Here is a 20775-nt window from a genome sequence, read left to right as displayed (position 1 = left end):
ATAAAAAGATTAAAACTAACCAATAATTAACTACAAAGTTATTTGAAATAACTTATAAAAAACAACACAAAAAAATGCAAAAAACATATTTAGAATTATCACAAGATTCTGGAAGTGCACACAAATTTTATGAAGTAATTGTAGATGGAGTTGAGTTAAAAATTAGATATGGAAGAATTGGAACAGATGGAACAAATTCTTCGAAAAGTTTTGCGACAGAAGATGCTGCTCAAAAAGAGGCAACGAAAAAAATTAATGCAAAAAAGAGAAAAGGATATGAAGAAGCTGTAATGGGAGTTCGAAAAAAACGTTCGATTACTAGAAGAGCAACAACTTCAAGAGCTTCAACAGCAAAAAGTTCTCCAGTTTTATGGAAATTTAAATCGGGTTCTTCTGCTTTTGGAATTTATGTGGATGATAATTATTGTTGGGTTGGAAATCAGGAAGGAAGAGTTTTTAAATTGACACATGAAGGAGAAGTTGTAAATCAATATCAATTGCCAGATGGTGTGAAATGTATTATTGGAGATGAAGATTGGATTTATGTTGGTTGTGATGATGGAAATGTATATGATTTAACTGGAAAATTACCTCGTTTAGCTTATGAAATCAATGAAGATGTTGATATTTATTGGTTAGATATTAATAATGGACTTTTAGCAGTTTCTGATGCTAAAGGAAATGTAACTTGTATTAATTATGAAGATGAAGAACAATGGTCGCAAAAAAGTCAAGGTTCTTCTGGTTGGATGGTTCGTTTGGATGAGGTTGGAAGAGTTTTCCATGGGCATTCTACTGGGGTAACTTGTTATTATGGTTTTGATGGAAATAAAGTTTGGGAACAATCGACAAATGGAACTGTTCTTTTTGGTTGGTATATGAATAATATGGCTTTGGCTGGAACTGGTTCTGGAAAACTGGAATTATTCAATAATGCTGGAGAAAAGCAAATGACAATGAATGCAGATTCTACGATTTATTCTTGTGCTTCTTCTCAGAATAACGAATATTTCTTTGCTGGAGATTCAAATTCGTCGATTTATTGTTTTGACAAAGATGGAAGTCGCCTTTGGAAATTGGCAACAACTTGTTCTTCTGCTTTGTCTATGCAATATTTTAATGAAAAACTTTATATCGTAACTTCTTCAGGAGAATTGACTTGTATTGATGCTAGTGAGGAAGCAATCAATTTAGCTAAAGAAGGAACTGTTCCTACTGTAAAAGATATTAAAGCGCCACAAAAAATTGATGTAATTGCAACAGATATTTTAGAAACTGTTGATGAATCAAGAGAAGGTGTGAAGCTTAAATGTCAGAAAGTTGGTTCGAAATTGAGAGTTCGTGTGATTTCTTCTGGATATAATTATGAATGGAATGTACAGTTTCCAAAGAATTTGAGAATTGAAAATGCAGAATTTATGGTTGATGATATTAAAGAAGTTGCTGCAGGAGGATTTTATCGTGTTGTCGGAGATATTTATAAATTAAATTAGGAGTTTTGTTTATGTGACTAGATTTGACTTCGGCTTCGCTCAGTCACCGGTAGATTTGTTATCGAACACCTTATAAATTAATATATTTTTAAAACCAGTTTTAATTTTGGTTAAAACTGGTTTTTGTTTTTATCTATTTCTATAATTGAAATATTTATTTATATACTTGTAAAATATTATTCATTAATAATAAAATAAAGAAGAGAAGCATGATAAAAATAAACGAATTAGAAAAAGAACAGTTTTTAGCTTTTTTTGAATATTTAGATAAACATCTTTCAGAAAATGGAAAAGATGAAAAAGAATTATTCCAACCAGTTACACAAGAAGAATCAATAATTACAGAAGATTGGAAAGAAAAATTTACAAGTGGATTTTCGAAAAAATATGCTGAAAAAGGTTGGAGAAAAATGTGGATTGCTACAAATTTAGAAAATCAAATAGTTGGTCATATTGATATTCGATCTCGAATGGAACCAAATACTTCACATCGAGTTTTACTTGGAATGGGAGTAGATAGTCAGTTTCGAAAACTGAAAATTGGACAAAAAATGCTCGATTTTGTAATTGATTATTGTAAGGTACAACCAGAAATTTATTGGTTAGATTTAGAAGTAATGTCACAAAATATTCCTGCAATTAGTTTGTATAGAAAACAGAATTTTGAAGAATTAACAACTACAAAAGATATGTTTCGAATTGATGGGAATTCTTACGATTATACTTCCATGACTTTAAATGTAGAAAATTAAAAACGAAAATACTTATTTGAAAAATGAAAAAGATAAACATACCAAAAGCTTTAATTTTATTTAGATTATTATTAGTTCCTATTATCATTGGATTGGCTTATTTTTTAGGAGAAAATGCACGAGTTATTATTGTAATCCTAATGTATTTAGGATTGTTTTCCGATATTTTAGATGGAATTGTTGCTAGAAAACAAAATATTTCCACAGAAAAATTAAGAAGAATGGATAGTCAAATTGATATTCTTTTCTGGCTTTCTATTGGATTTGCAACTTGGATTTTATCACCACATTTAATTCAAGAAAATATGTATGCTGTCATTGCGATTATTGGAATGGAAGCAGCTTGTTATGTCGTAAGTTTGCTGAAATTTAAAAAAGAAACTTGTACACATGCTTTTTTATCTAAAATTTGGGGAATTACTTTGTTGATTGCTTTTACTTCATTAATTGGATTTAATCATGCTGGGTTTCCTACTGTTTTGACAATTATTGTTGGTTTAACTTCGCATATTGATGTTATTTTAATCACGTTGATTTTACCAAAATGGACGCATGATGTTCCAAGTTCTTATCATGCTTATTTAATTCGAAAAGGCGCTACGATTAAAAGAAATAAATATTTAAATGGTTAGACTAAATTTAAAGAATTTATAAAATATTGAATATGAAAATACACGTTGAAACAGAAAGATTTTATTTAAGAGATATTGAAATGTCGGATGCTCAAGGAATGTTTGAATTAGATTCTAATCCGAAAGTACATGAGTTTTTAGGGAAAAATCCAGTAAAATCAATAGAAGAAATCAAAGATGTGATTCATTATATTAGAAAACAATATGAAGAAAATGGGATTGGTCGTTGGGCGATAATTGATAAAAATACAAAAGATTTTGTTGGTTGGACAGGTTTAAAATATGAAAAAGCTTTAAGAGAAGAGTTTAATTACTATGATTTAGGATATCGATTAAAAGAAGAGTATTGGGGAAAAGGAATTGCGACAGAAACAGCACTTGCTTCGTTAAAACATGGTTTTGAAACTTTGAAATTAGATAAAATTTGTGGAGCAGCTGAAATAGAACATTCGGCTTCGAATAAAATTTTACAAAAAGTTGGACTGAAATTTAAAGAAACTTTTTTCTATGAAGAGGAAGAACATAATTGGTATGAGTTGGAGAGAGGTGATTGGGAGCAGCTAAAATAATTTATAAATGAAATTAAAAGAAAAAGTTGTTATTGATTTTGAAGTATTTTTTTCAAAAGGTAAATTTGATTTTTTGAAATTAGGAAAAACAAAAGAATGGATACTTCATAATTTTCCTGATCCTGATGATTTAGAAGAATTTCCAGAGATTTATAAAAGTTCAATTTGGCGATACGGAAACATTGAATTACATTTTGATAAAGATGAATTATGGCTAATTTTTTCAGATTATATAAACGAATTAGATGGAGGAAATACATTAGAATTGAAAAAATGGTTTTTAGATGATATTGAAAAATTAACTTTATCTAATGTAATTTCACACTTAAATGAAAAAAATATTGATTTTTGTAAAAAGACGAATTTTTTAGGTCAGAGAACAATTTGTTTAGAATTAGAAAGTGGTGTGAATTTGGGTTTTTGTCTTGAAATAGAAGAAGGAGAGAATTATGAAGAATTTGATAATCGTTCAAAAAATACAACTCCAAATTTATTTAAACTCCAATCTTTTAGTTTTAAAAAATAAGACTTATAAATATGCAAAATATAAACATATCCAATTTGGGTTGTGTAATTTATACAAAAAGCAAAACAGGAATTGAAGCAGAATGGCTGTTTACAAGCAACGGAAAATTAGAAAAAGGAACTGGAATTGGAAAGCGAATTTCTCAAAATAATTTTGAAAATGAATTTGAAGGAGATTATGAAATTATCTATATAGATTCTGAAGGAAAAAGTTCACCAAAAATAGATTTAAAAATCACGAAACAAACCGATTATTTTGAATTGATTTGGAGTTTTCAAGGAGAAATTTCAGAAGTAGGAATTGGAATAGAAAAAGATGAAAAATTAATTGTAAGTTGGAAAAAAATATAAAAAATAATTATTATGAATTTGAATCAAATTACAGTTCCTTCTTTAGATTTGGAAAAATCGATTCCTTTTTATGAAAAATTAGGTTTAAAATTGATCGTAAAAGCACTCCCACATTATGTAAGATTTGAATGTTTAGATGGAAATTCAACTTTTTCTATTCACCAAACAGAAAAATTACCAAGTGGAGAAGGAATTATGATTTATTTTGAATGCGAAAATTTGGACGAGAAAGTTGAAGAATTAATAAAGCTTGGAATTCAATTTGATGAAATGCCAAATGACAAAAATTGGTTGTGGAGAGAAGCAAGATTAAAAGATTTAGATGGAAATCAATTGATTTTATATTTTGCTGGAGAAAATAGATTAAATCCACCTTGGAGAATTAATTAAAATTGAAAAATATTTAGAATACTTTTTATTTAAAGTAATAGGCTTTATAATAAAAAAATAGATATGTTAAGGAAATGATAAAAATATAATAATTAGTGAAATATAGTTTATTATTGTCAGCAAATTAACTAAATCACAAACTATGAAAAACTATCTATTTTATCTAACTATTTTATTTTTTCAACTGAGTTGCGCACAACAAAAAGAGGAAGTTTCCACAAAAAAATCTGGATTAAAATTTTATATTGGAGCTGAGGTGACAAATGCAAAAGATTCGCCTGAAAAAGAAATTATTGAACTTTGGCAAAATTATTTAGAAGCAGGAAAATTTCGTATCGATGATTCGCCATATTGGTCTTATGAAAATATGAAAAAACCTGATGAATATCTTTGGGCAATTGGTGTACAAAACCTAAGTTCTAGAGATTATGAAGTTCAATGTAAAATTGTTGGAATTTTCCCTGCTGAAAATGATTATTACGCTTTAAAAAGCGCTTTTTCTCACGTAGATGAAAATGGAGAAATCCATTTAGATGCGATTGTTTCTGTGTATGCAAAGAAATTTGGAGATATATATTTATTGATAAATAGTGCAGAATATTTAAAATCTGTTTTGGAACATCATAAAGTTGGAAGTATTAATTATTATGTTCATCCATTTCACAAATTTGATCGAAAACAAGCAGAGAAAATGAATGAATTTAATAGGTTTATGGTAAAAGAATTTAATACAGAACCAATTGAATTTGATTATTTCGTAGCGAATTCTGCTAGAGATATTGTAGATGTTTGGGGATATGAATATATGGTGAAAATGTATATTCCTGAGCAAACTGGAGGCGTTGCTAGTATTAATAATAAAATGATTTATTCAGGAAATAATTCAGAATATTATCCACATGAATTAGTTCATTTATATACGTATCAAATTGCGCCAAGAGATTATCATTTTTGGATTGGTGAAGGAATTGCAACATTTTATGGTGGAAGTGGAGGGAAATCATTGGATTGGCATTTGGAAAAATTAAAAAAGTTTTTAGCTGAAAATCCAGATTACGATTTATCTGATATTGATAAATTAGCGAAACAAATTCCAAATGGAGAATATATGACGGATTTTAGATATGTTTTAGGTGGATTTTTAATGAAAAAAATCTATGAAAAATATGGTGTTGAAGGGTTTGTTGATGCTTTGCAAGTTGGAGGAGGAAATGTAAAGGAATTTCATAAAGAAGCTTCTAATGATGCTTTTTTTCATTTTTTAGACGAAAAACTTGGTGTGAATGAGAAGAATTTTGATACTTATATTAAAAAAGAAATGAAGAAAATTTAATTAACCATTTAGAATGAATACCATTTTCGACTTTATTTATAAATTATTAAAAGCTATTTCTGGAATTACTGGTTTAACCTATGTTGAAATAAATATTATTGTGTATTATTTTATAATTCCTGGATATTTTCTGTATTTGATTCAAAAGATTTTTAAGAAAAAATATTGGATTCCTATTTATATAAGCTTAACTTTAATTACAATTCTTTTTATCCCAAATTTTTATCTTTTTTCGAAAGATTTATTTCAAAAATCAGTTGTTTTTCTAAATTGGTTTGAGATTATTGGTTTAAATTATACAGAAGCTTCCGTTGTTATTTGTGTTTTTGTTCCAATAATAATCGTTAGTTATTTATATTATTTTAAAGCTAAAAAGAATAAAATAATTAAAGAATAAAATATATTTTTGTGATAAATAGCTAATGATTCTACTCTAAACCATATGAAAAAGATCAAATTTAAACATCGCTGGAAAGTCAAATTTATTTTGACGCAATTAGTAATTAGTTCCGTTTTTTTCTCATGTATTAATGATAAAAAAACTGTCTATAAAAAAGAAAATAAAATAAGTAATAATTCAATGGAACGTGATTCTATTATTTCATTTAAGTTTTTCGATACAACTAATGATACTTTAATTCATAAGTTGAAAATTAATGAAAAAGATGTATTAAAATATTTAAAAGAGTTTGATACATTAACAAAATACGATTGGAATCAATGTTTTGGTAATTTTGCTTTTGGTTATAAAGGTAAACTTATAAATAATAAAAAAATATATAACTACGAAATAAATGCAGGTGGTTGGATTTACCTTTTTAATGAAAATTCTGAGATATATTTAGGAACAAAGAACAAAAAAGATACAATAAATTTTAAGTCAATATATTTTTGCGATGAAGATTGGGATTAATAAATCATTTCTTCTTTTTCAGGTAAAAGGATGTTAAGGATTTGTTTTGTTGTTCTAATAATAATTGTCAATTGTTTAAATTATTTTAAAGCTAAAAGAACAAAATGATTACAAAAGCTTTTATTCATGAATATGGAAATGGGAAAATAGAATCCGAATATGTTATTGTTAAAAATATTCTTGAATCGAAAGGGATTGTTTGCAAATTATTTACTTCCAAAACGCTTCAAAGAAATCAATTAAATATCGATAGAAATACTTTAATTGTTGGAAATCATCCGATAATTGAAACTGTTTTTAAAAGAATAAAGTATGATTATATAAATAATTCCTATCCAAAAAGTTTACAGAAATATTTAAAAAGAAATGTTTGGGAAAGTTCTCTAGAATCTCTTTTTCAAGAAAGTTTACAAAGCAATATACATTCAATTTTTATAAAACCGAAAGTGAAAACTAAGTTATTTACAGGTTTTGTTATTAATTCAAATTCTGATTTATTTTCTTTGGAGAAACTTTCTAAAAAAACAAAAATATATTGTAGTGAAAAAGTAAATTGGTTGTCGGAATTTAGAGTTTTTGTAATCAATTCTAAAATTGTTGGAATTAAAAATTATGCAGGAAATCCAGAAATAAATATAAATTTAAAAGAAGTAGAAACAGTAATTCAAAATTTTGAAAATTCTACGGAAAAAACAGCTGCTTACGGAATTGATTTTGGAGTTTTAGATAATGGAGAAACCGCTTTTATCGAATGGAATGATGGGTTTGCTTTGGGTTCTTATAATTTAGATGATGAATTATATACAAATTTATTAATCGCTCGTTGGAATGAAATTTTAGAGATTTGTTTTAATGACTATTATTAAAGAAAAAGCAGTTTTATCGTCAAATAAAACTGCTTTAAATCAATTATAAGGATTCTAAAATGCTATGACTAAAATGTTCTGTTGCTTGAACATAAGCAAAAACTTCCGTTGCTTCTGCACCCAATTTTTTCTTTTCTAATTCTGCTGTATAAGCCAAATCTAACTTTTTACAATCCAATTCTTTTGCTCTTTTTAAAGTTTGATACATGATTTGTTTATAAGTTTTATTTTTGAAAACATAATCATAATCTAAACCAACAATTAATGCATTATAGTTTTTATTGAAAACATGACTAAACATCACACCAACTAAAATTTTCTCTTCTCCATTTTTTAAAAATAACTGTACAAAATCATAATTTTTACTTGAATTCATAGCTTTGAAATACGAAAAAGGAAGTTTGTACACATTTAAATCAAATGATTTTTCATAAACATTTTCATACAATTTATAGTATTCCATTAATTCTTCTTCGGAATTTGCTTTATTATATTCAATCACAAAATCTTTTTCAAATTTCAAGATTTCCTTTCGAACATTATATCGATATTTTTGTGAAAGACTTTGAAGATATTGATCTGTATTTTCCCAACCTAAATTTGAAATATTCATATTATTTGGAAGCTGAAATTTAATAAATCCAAGTTCCAACATTTTTGATTCAAAACTTTTAGATTGTAAACCATAAAAATCGCGAATCATAATTTTAGTTGCATTTGAGTTTTCTTGAATTTTTACTAAATATTCACTAAACTTCTGTAATGCTTTTTCCCATAATTCATTGGAATAATCTATAAAAACATGTGTTCCTTTTGTGATTAAAGAACCCGTAACAACAGTTTTTGAAGTTAAAAAATAAGGCGATTCTGATTTTCTTTTTTCTTCTACTTTTTCAGAAATATAAGCAGGAGAAAACATATCATCTTTTGTGATAGCTTCTGTGATAAATGTTTTTATAACGACTTTATTATGATTGTCTTTAATCGTTAAATAATAGAATTTCCAATCGTTTTCAAGTTCTTTTTGTTTAGAAAAAATCTGTTCTACTAAAGAAATATTTTCATATTCTAAAGTCCCATTATTTTGAAAAATTTCATTCCATTCTTCTTTATCGCAATCGTGAATCGAATGTTTGATAGAAATACTCAGTTCATCTGTTTGATGTTTTACATTATTAGGTGTATTTGTCGTATTTATTTCAAAAGTTGGAATTTGAAAAAGTTTGGAAATTTTCTCAAAACTGCTTCCATTTTCTAAAATACATTCTGAATATACACTTTGAAGTGTTGTCAACATGGAATCAATTAAATCGATACTTAATGTATTATTCACCATAAAACGAATTCCACTTTTTCGCATTGGAACAGCAGGAAAACCTGCACCATTTAGAAAGAAACCTTTGTCTTTCATTTTTGAAATAATTTCACTACAAATTTTAGGTAACCCAACGGGAATAAAGAAAAGAGGACTTTCCGTTTTTTGAAATTGAGGAAGATTTAGTTCATCTAATCTTTTATTTGTGAAATCAATTAATTCCAACAATTTTTCTTGCTCTAAAATGATGTCATCAGAAAGATGTAGTTGTGCAGAAGCAATTGCAGCTCCTAACATTGGCGGCTGAATTGGTCCAGAGAAAATATATGTAGATCCACAATTTCGAACTTTTTTTTCGATTTCTTCATTCGGAAAAACAATACATCCACCAGCAGTTGCAAAAGATTTATTAAGTGAAACTGCTAAAATCATTTTATTATGATGTTTCATTTTACTACGTACAACACCACAACCATTTTCACCTGTCCAACCCATTCCATGTGCGTCATCAATATATAGGTGAAATTTTTCATATGTATCCAATAAATATTCTAATTTTTCAAAAGGAGCATAATCTCCATACATAGAATAAACTCCATCAGCGAAATACCAAATTTTATCATATTTATTGTTGTATTCTTTAATTTTAGCTTCTAAAGAATCCATACAATTATGTTTGATAATATGCATCGGAATTTGTTTCGCTTTTAACAATTGACTTGTCATTTGAATACTAGAATGTGCTTGTAAATCGAGAATCACAGCATCATTTTTTCCTACAATAATTGGAATTGTTGCAAGATGTCCGAGTGTTGTACTTGCAGTAACAATAAGAGGTTTTTCAAAAATGGATTCCATCAAATTTTCAAGTTCTTGATACAAACCTATAGAAAGGTAGGTACGAGAAGAAGAAAATTGCGTTCCATATTTTTGAACAGCTTCTATAACTCCGTTTTTTAATTCTTGATTATTTTCCAAACCAAGATAACTACACGATCCGAAATTTGCCATTTCTTTATCGTCAATACTCACAAATCCATTCTCAGAATGATAACCGATGTTCGTATGATTTTGTAGTAATTTTTTACTTAAACCATCTTCAATAATTTGATTTAAAGTTTCTACCATGAAAGTTTTTTTAAAAGTTTAATTAAAGGTAGAAACGACTTTTGAGAAAAGAAAATTATGAAATTAATATAATGTTAAGTCTTATTTATTATTATTTTAAATTAAGTGTTAAATAATTAATTATAATCAAAAGTGATAAAAATGCTTAAAAATTTATATTTTGCGTTTTTTGTAGAAATAAAGGTAGATAGCAACTTATTTTTACAGGTAAATTGAAGAAAAAAAGTAGCTTAACATTAAGTTAAGCTACTTTCAAAAGTTATAATTTAAGTTTTTTCTTCATCTTTTTTGTCATTCCATCTTTATGTAAAAGAACCGAAATTGTTTTCATTTTTAAATATGGAGCACTCATATAAATATATCCTCCATTTCCAACTCTTTTGCTATCTCCTCCCCAAGAATTTTTTACTTTATAATAAACATTACCTTTTTGGTCTTTTACCATTCCAGTAATATGCATTAAATGATCATCTGTTGTATTGAAGTTTTCAAATTCAACTTGTCTATTATCTGGAGTAACATTTAATTCTGCAACAATTTCTGTCATCGATTTTGTATTATCTCCTTTATCGTGAGGTAAAGTAGCAATTCCATGTTTTGCAGAGAATGTTTTTTCAGAAATATCACAATCTAAAGCAATAGAATAACCATTTTCTAAAGCATGATTAATTTCTTTAACAAATTCATCTAAAGGAATATTATACATACTTCCATTTGAGAAATTGTCAGGAATATTTAAAACAAAACTTTTATAATAAGGCTGGTGTGTAAAAGTTGTCAATGTAACATAATTGTCTGCATCAATTTTCATGGCATCTTTGAAAGAATCTGGAGTATATTCTCTTCCTTCAAACATAAATTTTGCAGGTTTTTCACCAATATATACATCTAAAACACCATTAATTGCACCTTTCCATTTTGGACTTAATTGATTTCCTGGATTTTTTACATATGTTTCTACCATTGCTCTTAAAACAGCAATCATTTCTGCGTGATTGTATGTTTTTTCTTGACCAAATAAACCAGAAAAAGCAGATTGAGGAACTAATCCATCGCTTTCTACAGCATTTAAAACATCGTGAGCTAAACCACCTTCACTGAATTGTGCTTTTCCTTGGCGCATTACATAGTTATGTGCTTTTTTTGGATACGTATTTCTTACGGTGTACATTTCAGAAATATCTACTTTTTTTCCTGTTAATCTAAAAATTTCAGATTCTAAGAAAGAAGAAGTAGAAAAACTCCAACAAGTTCCTGTTCTTCCTTGACTTTTTACTTCTGTAGCTTCGATGTCGATTACATCTTTAAATTTATATTCTTGTGCGAACATAGAAGCAGAAGTTGCTAATAAAAGTCCAGCACTTACTAATAATTTTTTCATAATAAGATTAATGATTTTAATGTTTTTAGAAATAAAATTAAATAATTGATTCAATGTTTTCTGGTGGTCTACCAATGACAGCTTTTTTGTCATTAATCACAATTGGTCTTTCAATCAATTTTGGATTTTCAACCATTGCTTTAATGATTTGTTCGTCTGTTAAATCTTTTCCTTTATAATTTTCTTTCCAAATAGCTTCTCCTTTTCGAACTAAATTGATTGGAGAAATATGTAATAAAGAAATAATATCTTTTAATTCACTTTCTGTTGGTGGAGTTTCAAGGTATTTTATCGTTTCGAAAGGTTTCCCTGAATTTTCTAAAATAGCAAGTCCTTGGCGACTTTTACTACATCTAGGATTATGATATAATTTAATCATTTTATTTCATGTTTTAATTGAGAAAAGAATTCATTTTTCAATGAAACGAATCAAATATACGTATTATTCTAGAATTTGATTTGCTTCTAAAATATTTAATTGAAAGAGAGTGATTTATAGAAATAAATTTGATTTTTTTAAAAAATGAATGTTACAAACTATTTTTTTTAGCGTCTTGTTTTAAAAATAACAAGATATGAATACAAGGATAAAATTATATGCATTTACTTTTTTTGCTTTTTTCAGCATGATAAGTTTTGCACAAACAATTTCAGGGAAAGTTACAGATAAAGATGAAAATCCAATTCCTTATGCAGCAATTAAAGTTGGAAGATTTGTTGGAACAACAACAAATGAAGAAGGGGAGTTTGCGATTGATTTAAAAAAGTTCCAGAAAATGAAATGGATTGAAATTTCAAGTTTGGGATTTAAACCATTAAAAATTGAAAAAAATGAATTTACTTCTAAAAAATATGTTTTAGAGGATGAGGTAAATGAAATTGGAGAAGTTTCTCTTTCTTCTAAGAAGCTAACTGTTTTAGAAATTTTAGAGAAAGTTCAACAAAATGCAGTAGAAAATTACGAAACGAATTTAAAGGGAAATATTTTTGCTCGAAGTGCTGATCAAGTTCATGTGGAAGAATTTAAAATTGATGTTTTAAAATCGCCAATGTTTTCAAAGAAAGAGTTAAAGAAAATCAACAAGGAAATGAATGAAGAATTTGAAAAAGACATGGAAACTGCTGCAAAAAGTTATACAGAAAAATATTTTTCATATTGTAAAAAAGACGGAAATGTAAAAGTAAATGTAGAAAAGTATGTTTCTATTAAAGATGAAGAAAACGAGCGTACAACAGAAAAAATTGTTGAAAAAGTACAAAGTAGATTTACAGCGCATTTAGATACAACTTCCACATATAAAGTGAAAACTGGAATTTTTACTGTGGATGATTCATTAAAAGTGGGAGGGATGATTTCTAAAGAACCAAAGAAAAAAGAAGATAATTTAACAACATATAAAACTGCAAAACTAAAAGGAAGTTTAGCGAAAGTTTTTGCTAAAAATACAATTCAAGAAGATTCAAAGTTTGATTTTATTTATGAAACGAAAAAATACAATTATGAATTACTTGGAGTTTCTAAATATGAAGGTGAAAATATTTATATAATCAATTTTAATCCAAAAAGAAGTTCTGCAAAATATATAGGGAAAATGTATGTTTCAACACAAGATTTTGGAGTTTTTAGGATTGATTACAAATTCGCTGAAGGAAAAAAAGGAGAATCATTGAATATGAAATTACTTTTAGGAGTTGCTTATAAAGAAAACAAATGGGATGCGACTGTAATTTATACTAGAATGTCATCAGGAAAATTTGCTTTAAACTTTGTGAAAGAATACGAAGGAACAAATATTTATTTGAATCGATCTTTAAAATTTATCAAAAATAGAGTGTCAAAATTTGATAAAAAAGACAAGACAAAATTGGAATTTAAATTTGTTTTAGATGATTTAAGTAATACAGAAATGGTTTTTATGAATTCAGAACTTTTAGAAGAAAATGATTTTGCAAATATGGAAGAAAGAGAAGAGTTTAAAGTAGAACATTTAAACAAATATGATGCTTCCATTTGGGAAGATTATAATATTATAAAACCGACCAAAGAACTACTCGAATTTGAATTAAATTAAAGTAAAAAGGCTAGCATTTATCGATGTTAGCCTTTTGTTTGTTGTATTTGTTAAGTTATGTTAATTTAATTTTAATATCGTAAAATATAAAGTATTAATTTGATGAATTAATATAAAATATTTTATTTATTTATATAAAAATAAAAATCCCTCAAAGCCTTGTGATTACTAGGTGTTCCTTGAAATTGGAGTGTTGTAATTTATAAAATATGATTTGTATCTATTTAATATATAGTTATTTACAATAGATAATTAATATATTTATGATGCAAATGAAAATATGACACTCTATGAAAAAAATTACATCTATAATTTTTCTATTTTTTATAATTTTTCAATCTTTTGCTTTTGGAGGAAGCATAAGTTTTCAGACCAATAGCGATCAAGAAACTTGTGCTGAAAGTGTTGCGGCAGCTGTTTTTGATTTGACGTTAAATGAAGATGATTTTACAGGTGGTTCTACAACAATTTTAGTAACATATCACACTTCGATTGACAACGCAAATAATTCAGTTGCAATTCCAAATTTCACTTTTTATACACCAAATTCAGCAACAGAAATTATTTATGTAAAACTTACAGATACGATAAATGGAACTACCACCATTGATCAATTTACAATTTCAGTAAATTTAAATCCAAATTATACAGATATTGGAACTATTGAAGCAGATAATTCTAATATGTCAGGAACTATTTTTGATTTAATTTCTAACACAAGTTCTTCTATAAGTTCATCAGATTCTGTAAGCTATTTTTCTTCTGAAACAGATTTGTTAAATGATGCAAATTCCATAAATCAACTTGATTTTGCTACGAATAATCTCTTTGAAGTTTGGGCAAAAATTACAGATGTAAACACTGGATGTTTTAGTTATTTTGCTTTTTATGTTTATAATATATCTAACGCTTCACCAGTTCTAGAAGAATGCAATGAAGATAATCCTGTTGGTTTTGCAAATTTTAATTTGACAGAAATAGAGCCACAATTAATTGCAAATAATACCAACAATTATACGTTTGATTATTTTTCGGATGCTACATATTCAACATTAATTGCTTCACCGATAAATTATACAAATACAACACCTTTTAATGAAACAATTTATGTTGAAATAAAAAGCAATTCATTCCCAAATGTGACAATTTTAGAAAGTTTTTCTATAATGATTACAGGAAATCCAGCAATTTTAACAACAGAAGGAGAAGAAGTTTATGTTTGCTATCAAAATGATGCTTCTGTTTCTACTGTTGATTTATCTGGCGTGAATATGATTGTAACAAATGATTCAGATTATATTGTTACTTATTATTATGATGAAGCATTCACTTCAGAAATTACAAATTGGCAAAACTTTCCAAAATCAAATTTTGATAATAATTACAATGATTTTCCAGTATATATTCAAGTTGAAAATCCAATTACGGGTTGTTCTTCTTTCACTAATATTTTAGTAAAAGTTTCACCAGAACCACTATTAGAAGATGAATTAATACAACTTTGTGAAAACGAATTTCCTGAATCAAATGGTGTGAATTTACCTTTTGAGTATGATTTAAATACAATTATGTATGAGTTTTTGTACAATCCAGAGTTTGAAATTTCTTTCTATGATAATTTAACAGATGCTCAAAATGAAACAAATGCTATAAGTGGAGATGTTTCTTTCTTTTTGGCAGATTTTGCAAATCCAGATAACTTAGATTTTTATATTAAATCCAAAAATATCATCACTTATTGTGAAAACATTAAAAAAGTTGAATTTGAAATATTTCAATTTACAATTACACCTTTATTGACTTCACTTTCTACTTGTGATAATGATGGAGATTTGACAACGGAAGTTGATTTAAGTTTATTCTTAGATTATGTTTCGATGACAGGATATACATTAGATGATTTTACAATTTCATATCATACAACAAATGCAGATGCACATGATTTATCAAGTTTAGGTGTGTATCCAAAATATGTTGATGTTTCCAATGGAGAAACAACATATATTCGTTTTATTCATAAAGAAACAGGATGTTTTGACGTGACTTCTTATACGCATGAAATTACATCTCCTTCCATTGAATTTGATCCAACACCTGTTTGTTTTCCTACAATTTATGCAAATGAAAATAATCAAACTGGCGGTCCAACCGCTCCGAATGGACCAGATTATGATTGTTTAGGTTCAGAGCCTTTTCCAAAGTTTTTCTATTTAGAAGTAGATAATTCAGGATATATTGAAATTAATATTTCTCAATTTTCAAATGCTGATCAAACAGGAACTGAGTTAGATGTGGATTTTATTCTTTGGGGACCTTATGATCATTATCAAGAACCAGCTTGTAATGGTTTTAATGATGTTGTTGCCTGTAGTTATTCTCCTTCTAATGATGAAACTTTTGATTTCGTTGGTCAAACAGGAGAGTTTTATATTTTAATGGTAACCAATTATTCACAAAATCCTGGATGGATTCAAATTGAACAAATTGGAGGTGGAGGAGACTTTGTTTGTAATTATGGACCAGGTTTGGAGAATGAAGTTTTATTATGTGATGAAGATTCAAAAACACTACAAACTCCATTAACTTATTTTGAAGGAGTTGATGTTACTTTCCAATGGTTTTTTAATAATTCTACAATTCCAGGAGCCACAAATTCGGATTTAACAGTAACGGAAACAGGAGAATATAAAGTAGAAGTTTATAATGATGATAATGATCAAATTGGAGAATTCGAATTTGATGTAGAATTTTATAATTCGGCAATTTTTAATTCCATAGAAGATCAAATTATTTGTAATAATGATGGATTTAATAATTTCGATTTTTCAGGAGAAATTACAGATAATATTTTAGCAAGTTTGGATGCAAGTTTAGATCCAGATTTATACCAAATTTCCTTTCATGGAACAGAAGATGGAGCTCTGAATAATTCTGCACAATTACCTTTAAATTATTTTAATAATCTAGAATTTTCTGAAGAAACAATCTGGATTCGTGTGATGGTTCTAGATCCTGATAGACCGAATTCTGATTTTAATTTATTGAATTGTATTACCGTAGATTCTTTTAAAATTAATGTTTATGAAGAAATTGAAAATGGAGATTTAGAAGATATTGTAATGTGTGATAACGATGTTGTGGGAACAAGTTTTGACGGAATTCATGAATTTGATTTAACCATAAAGATTACTGAGATTTTAGAAAACAACACATATTTACATTTTCCAGAAGTTTTTTCATTTTCTTTTTATACACAACCAGATTTTGATCCAAGTTCTATAATTACAAATACTTCTAATTTTCAAAATACAATTCCAATTGAACAAACAATTTACGTTTTAGGAGAACAAGAAAATAGTCCGTGTCCTTTGGAAACTTCTTTCACAATTTTTGTGAATCCTTTACCAGAGATTATTGATGTGGAAACATTGGAAATTTGTGATGATACTACAGATGGAATTGCAAATGTTGATCTAACAGTTTATGAAGCTACATTTACAGAAAATGGATTACATCAAATTGTTTATCATGAAACTTTAGCTTCAGCAGAAGGTCTTGATGACGCAATTATTACAAACCCAACAGATTTTGCAACAGCAACAACAACAATTTATTATACATTAATAAATCCAAATACAGATTGTGGAAATTTAGGAAGTTTTGAAGTAGAAGTTCTACCATTTCCTGTTGTAGAACCATTATATGAAAAAAGATTATGTGATGATTTCCCAATCGATAATCATGCGATTTTTAATTTACAAGAAATTGAATTTGAAATTGCAAATGGAAATACTTTTTTAGATATAGTTTTTTATGAAAATTATGATAGTGCTTTAAATCAACTTTCAAATCCTATTACAAATATTAGTACTTATAATTCTAATACAAAAGTGATTTATGCGCAAGTTACGAGTACAATTTCTACTTGTAATACAGTTACAGAAGTGCATCTTTTCGTGGATCCTGCACCAATTTTAAATGAAAATGTTTCAAATTATGTGATTTGTGATGATGATTATGATGGATTTGGTTTATTTAGTTTGGTAATTAAAGAAGATGAGATTTTATCATTAATGGAAGATACTTCTGATTTAATTGTTACATATCACGAATCAGAAGCAGATGCTTTAGTTGGTGTATCGCCAATTACAGGAATAAATTTAGTAAATTTCCAAAATCAAACTCCAAATATCGATCAAATTTGGGTGAGAGTTGAAGCTATCGAAGGAGATTGTTTTGATATTACGAATTTTTATATTGTTGTTGATCCAAAACCTTTAATTAATGAAGTAAATAATATTGAGCAATGTAATGATGGAGATGGTTATGTTGTTTTTGATTTGACAAATAATGTAACAACAGAAGAAATTTTAAATGAACAACAAGGAATTTCAATCACATATTTTACAGATTTAAATGAAGCAAATTTAGCTGTTGATGATCAATTTAATGGAAATGTAGATTCTTTTGCATTTATTTCTTCACCAGAAAATTTTGAAAATACAATTACGCCAGTTCAAACAATTTATGCTGTACTTAAAAATACAGTTTCAGGTTGTGGAACTGTAACACCTTTTAATGTGGAAGTTTTACCTTTGCCACCTGTTCCTGAAATTCTAGATTTTGAGGTTTGCGATGATGATGTAAATGATGGTTTAACTTCAATAAATTTAAATGAAGCAGACGCTTATCATACTTTCGATACAGAAGGATTTACAGTTTCTTATCACCATTCAGAACAAGAAGCAATTGACAATGAAAATGCCATTTCTTCGCCTTATGAAAATACAATTCCTTCTAATTTTTCGGTTTATGTTAGAATTGAAAATGATATAACACATTGTGTGAGTATTACAACTATGAATGTTCATATTAATAACTCACCAATTACAAAAAATCCTTCACCTCTAGAAGCTTGTGATGTAAATAGTGACGGTTTTACAATTTTTAATTTGACTTTGAAAGATTCTCATATTACAGATCAATTAGGACAAGTTGAAATCACTTATTTTGAAGAATATATTGATGCTTTTGAAGAAGTTTATTTAGATGCAATTCAAAATCCAGAAGCTTATCCAAATATTGATATTAATAATCAAATTATTTATGCTTTAGTTAAAAATATAATTACGGGTTGTACGAAAATTGTTCCTTTGGAACTAATCGTTAATCCTACGCCATTTGTAATTGAACCAGAACCATTGGAAGTTTGTGATGATGAAATTGAGGATGGAATTACTGCTTTTGATTTAACAGTTTATGAAGATGAACTTGTTACAGAATTGGATGTGACTTTTGAATATTACTATACTGAAGAAGCTGCGATTGAAGGGAATACTACAGATACTACTTTAGGTGTTGGTTTTATTGTAAACCCTGCTGCTTTTGTGAATTTAACAAATCCTCAGACAATATGGATTCGAGGTGAATTTAGTGAAACTAATTGCGGAAATGTGGTACCATTAACCTTAAAAGTAAATTCTGTTCCAATTCCAACACAACCAGAGCCATACGAGCTTTGTGATAATGATGAAGATGGAGATTCTACAAACGGATTTGTAGAAGGGTTCTTATTATATGAGAAAGATGCAGAGATTTTAGGAGGAACAACAGGAGTTGTAACGTACCATGAAGGAGCTGTGGATGGACCAGTGATTGATAAATTAAGTGTATATACAAACATCACAGCAGGATCTCAGGCGGTGTATGCCGTGGTTACAAACACAGAGACAGGATGTAATGCTTATGTTGTTTTAGATTTAATTGTAAATCCACTACCAGCAGTAGAGGAGTTGACAATTTTCGAGGCTTGTGATGATGATTATGATGGGTATGCAATCTTTGATTTAAATGAGGTTTCAACGATTTTAGATCCATTTGAAGAGTATGATATTTCTTACCATTATACACAACAAAATGCAGATGAAGGAACACCGATGCTTCCAGATTTATACTACTCAGTAGCTTCAACAATTTATGTAAGAATAGAGAATTTAGATACAGGATGTTTTATCACACAACCATTACAACTTGTATTATCAGAAAAACCATCAATTTCTCCATTAGAAGATTTTGTTTTATGTGATGATGATACAGATGGATTTGCAATCTTTAATTTATCTGTGATTCGAGATGGAATTTTATCAGACAATCCACTTCTAACAATCACGATGTATCTATCAGAAGAAGATGCAGAAGCGATTGAAGATCCGATAGATATTGATTCGCCATTTTTAAATACAATCGCAAACCAACAAACAATTTGGATTCGTGTAGAAAACGGAGGAGGATGTTATATTGTGGAGAGCATTGAGCTGATCATTGAGCAAATGCCAAATATTGGAGATCCAAATAATGAGCTGATTATTTGTGATGATGATTATGATGGAATCGCAAGTTTTGACTTAACACAAAGAAATGATCATTATCTAGTAGGACAATTAGGAATGGTTGTAACTTATCATACAACACAGGAAAATGCAGAGGGAGACATCGTGGATATTCCAGATTTCACAAACTTTGTAAACACAACAGCAAATGCACAGGAGCTTTATGTTCGTGTGGAGAATCAAACAACAGGATGTTATGCGATTTCTTCGCTGACATTAGTTGTGGAGCCACTTCCAAAACCAAACTTAACTCCAGAGCCGTTAGAAGTTTGTGATGATAATACAGATGGAGTTGCAAGTTTTGATTTAACAAGTAAGATTCCAGAGCTGTTAAACAATCAAAATCCAACATCGATGAGTTTCTTATTCTTCGAGAATGAATCGGATATTGATAGTGTGGAGGATGATTCGACATTAGCGATTGCAGATGCAGATTTAGCTACTTATATCTCCTCTTCAACAACGATTTATGTGAAGATTACAAATGAAAATACAGAGATGAAGTGTTTTGTGATTGTGCCATTGGAGCTGATTGTAAATGCACTTCCAGAGTTTGAGAATATTGAAGATAACACGTATTATTTCTGTGAATCAGACGGAGATGGAATGATGAGTGTAGATGTTACAGAGATGACAGATGCTATCTTATCAGATACTTCTTCATTA

Annotated in this window: 16 protein-coding genes; 13 read left to right on the top strand and 3 right to left on the bottom strand. The window is 28.0% G+C overall.

Going from position 1 to position 20775, the window contains the following annotated elements; all coding sequences use genetic code 11:
* The first annotated feature begins 74 nt into the window (after positions 1–74).
* The 11 genes from I1A51_RS11340 (at position 75) to I1A51_RS11290 (ending at position 7824) form a co-directional block, all read left to right on the top strand.
* Positions 75–1493 (top strand): WGR domain-containing protein, encoded by a 1419-nt coding sequence (locus I1A51_RS11340; RefSeq protein ID WP_196893978.1) that lies wholly within the window; start codon positions 75–77, stop codon positions 1491–1493.
* Positions 1494–1702: 209 nt separating this feature from the next.
* Complete coding sequence (locus I1A51_RS11335) at positions 1703–2245, top strand: GNAT family N-acetyltransferase (RefSeq protein ID WP_196893976.1); 543 nt, start codon at positions 1703–1705, stop codon at positions 2243–2245.
* Positions 2246–2277: 32 nt separating this feature from the next.
* Positions 2278–2877 (top strand): CDP-alcohol phosphatidyltransferase family protein, encoded by a 600-nt coding sequence (locus I1A51_RS11330; RefSeq protein ID WP_394369308.1) that lies wholly within the window; start codon positions 2278–2280, stop codon positions 2875–2877.
* Positions 2878–2909: 32 nt separating this feature from the next.
* Positions 2910–3446 (top strand): GNAT family N-acetyltransferase, encoded by a 537-nt coding sequence (locus I1A51_RS11325; protein ID WP_196893972.1) that lies wholly within the window; start codon positions 2910–2912, stop codon positions 3444–3446.
* Between the two features lie 7 nt (positions 3447–3453).
* Entirely contained in the window at positions 3454–3972 is a 519-nt protein-coding gene (locus I1A51_RS11320; protein WP_196893970.1) for a hypothetical protein, read from the top strand.
* 11 nt (positions 3973–3983) lie between these two features.
* On the top strand, positions 3984–4322 hold the full coding sequence (locus tag I1A51_RS11315) for a hypothetical protein (protein ID WP_196893968.1): 339 nt from the start codon (positions 3984–3986) through the stop codon (positions 4320–4322).
* 12 nt (positions 4323–4334) lie between these two features.
* Positions 4335–4712 carry a VOC family protein gene (locus tag I1A51_RS11310; protein ID WP_196893966.1) on the top strand — a complete coding sequence of 126 codons (378 nt, stop codon included), beginning with the start codon at positions 4335–4337 and terminating at the stop codon, positions 4710–4712.
* 142 nt (positions 4713–4854) lie between these two features.
* The gene (locus I1A51_RS11305) at positions 4855–6045 is read left to right on the top strand and encodes a hypothetical protein (protein ID WP_196893964.1); all 1191 of its coding nucleotides are present in this window, start codon (positions 4855–4857) and stop codon (positions 6043–6045) included.
* A 13-nt stretch (positions 6046–6058) separates the two neighbouring features.
* The gene (locus I1A51_RS11300; RefSeq protein ID WP_196893962.1) at positions 6059–6442 is read left to right on the top strand and encodes a hypothetical protein; all 384 of its coding nucleotides are present in this window, start codon (positions 6059–6061) and stop codon (positions 6440–6442) included.
* Between the two features lie 45 nt (positions 6443–6487).
* Positions 6488–6958, top strand: coding sequence for a hypothetical protein (locus tag I1A51_RS11295; protein WP_196893960.1), 471 nt, complete (start codon positions 6488–6490; stop codon positions 6956–6958).
* Positions 6959–7062: 104 nt separating this feature from the next.
* Positions 7063–7824, top strand: coding sequence for an ATP-grasp domain-containing protein (locus I1A51_RS11290; RefSeq protein WP_196893958.1), 762 nt, complete (start codon positions 7063–7065; stop codon positions 7822–7824).
* Positions 7825–7867: 43 nt separating this feature from the next.
* Here the strand turns inward: I1A51_RS11290 and I1A51_RS11285 are convergent, their stop codons facing one another.
* From I1A51_RS11285 to arsC, 3 genes are all read right to left on the bottom strand, one after another.
* Complete coding sequence (locus tag I1A51_RS11285; protein WP_196893956.1) at positions 7868–10267, bottom strand: aminotransferase class I/II-fold pyridoxal phosphate-dependent enzyme; 2400 nt, start codon at positions 10265–10267, stop codon at positions 7868–7870.
* A 259-nt stretch (positions 10268–10526) separates the two neighbouring features.
* Positions 10527–11648 (bottom strand): C1 family peptidase, encoded by a 1122-nt coding sequence (locus I1A51_RS11280; RefSeq protein WP_196893954.1) that lies wholly within the window; start codon positions 11646–11648, stop codon positions 10527–10529.
* Positions 11649–11685: 37 nt separating this feature from the next.
* On the bottom strand, positions 11686–12027 hold the full coding sequence (gene arsC / locus I1A51_RS11275; RefSeq protein WP_196893952.1) for an arsenate reductase (glutaredoxin): 342 nt from the start codon (positions 12025–12027) through the stop codon (positions 11686–11688).
* Between the two features lie 196 nt (positions 12028–12223).
* Between arsC and I1A51_RS11270 the strand changes: the two genes are divergently transcribed.
* Entirely contained in the window at positions 12224–13720 is a 1497-nt protein-coding gene (locus I1A51_RS11270) for a carboxypeptidase-like regulatory domain-containing protein (RefSeq protein ID WP_196893950.1), read from the top strand.
* A gap of 290 nt (positions 13721–14010) precedes the next feature.
* A partial coding sequence (locus I1A51_RS11265; RefSeq protein ID WP_196893948.1) for a hypothetical protein occupies positions 14011–20775 on the top strand: 6765 nt, incomplete at its 3' end.

It is taken from the genome of Aureivirga marina (assembly GCF_015767265.1).
Classification (GTDB): domain Bacteria; phylum Bacteroidota; class Bacteroidia; order Flavobacteriales; family Flavobacteriaceae; genus Aureivirga; species Aureivirga marina.
This window is presented reverse-complemented; position numbering and strand designations above follow the sequence as displayed.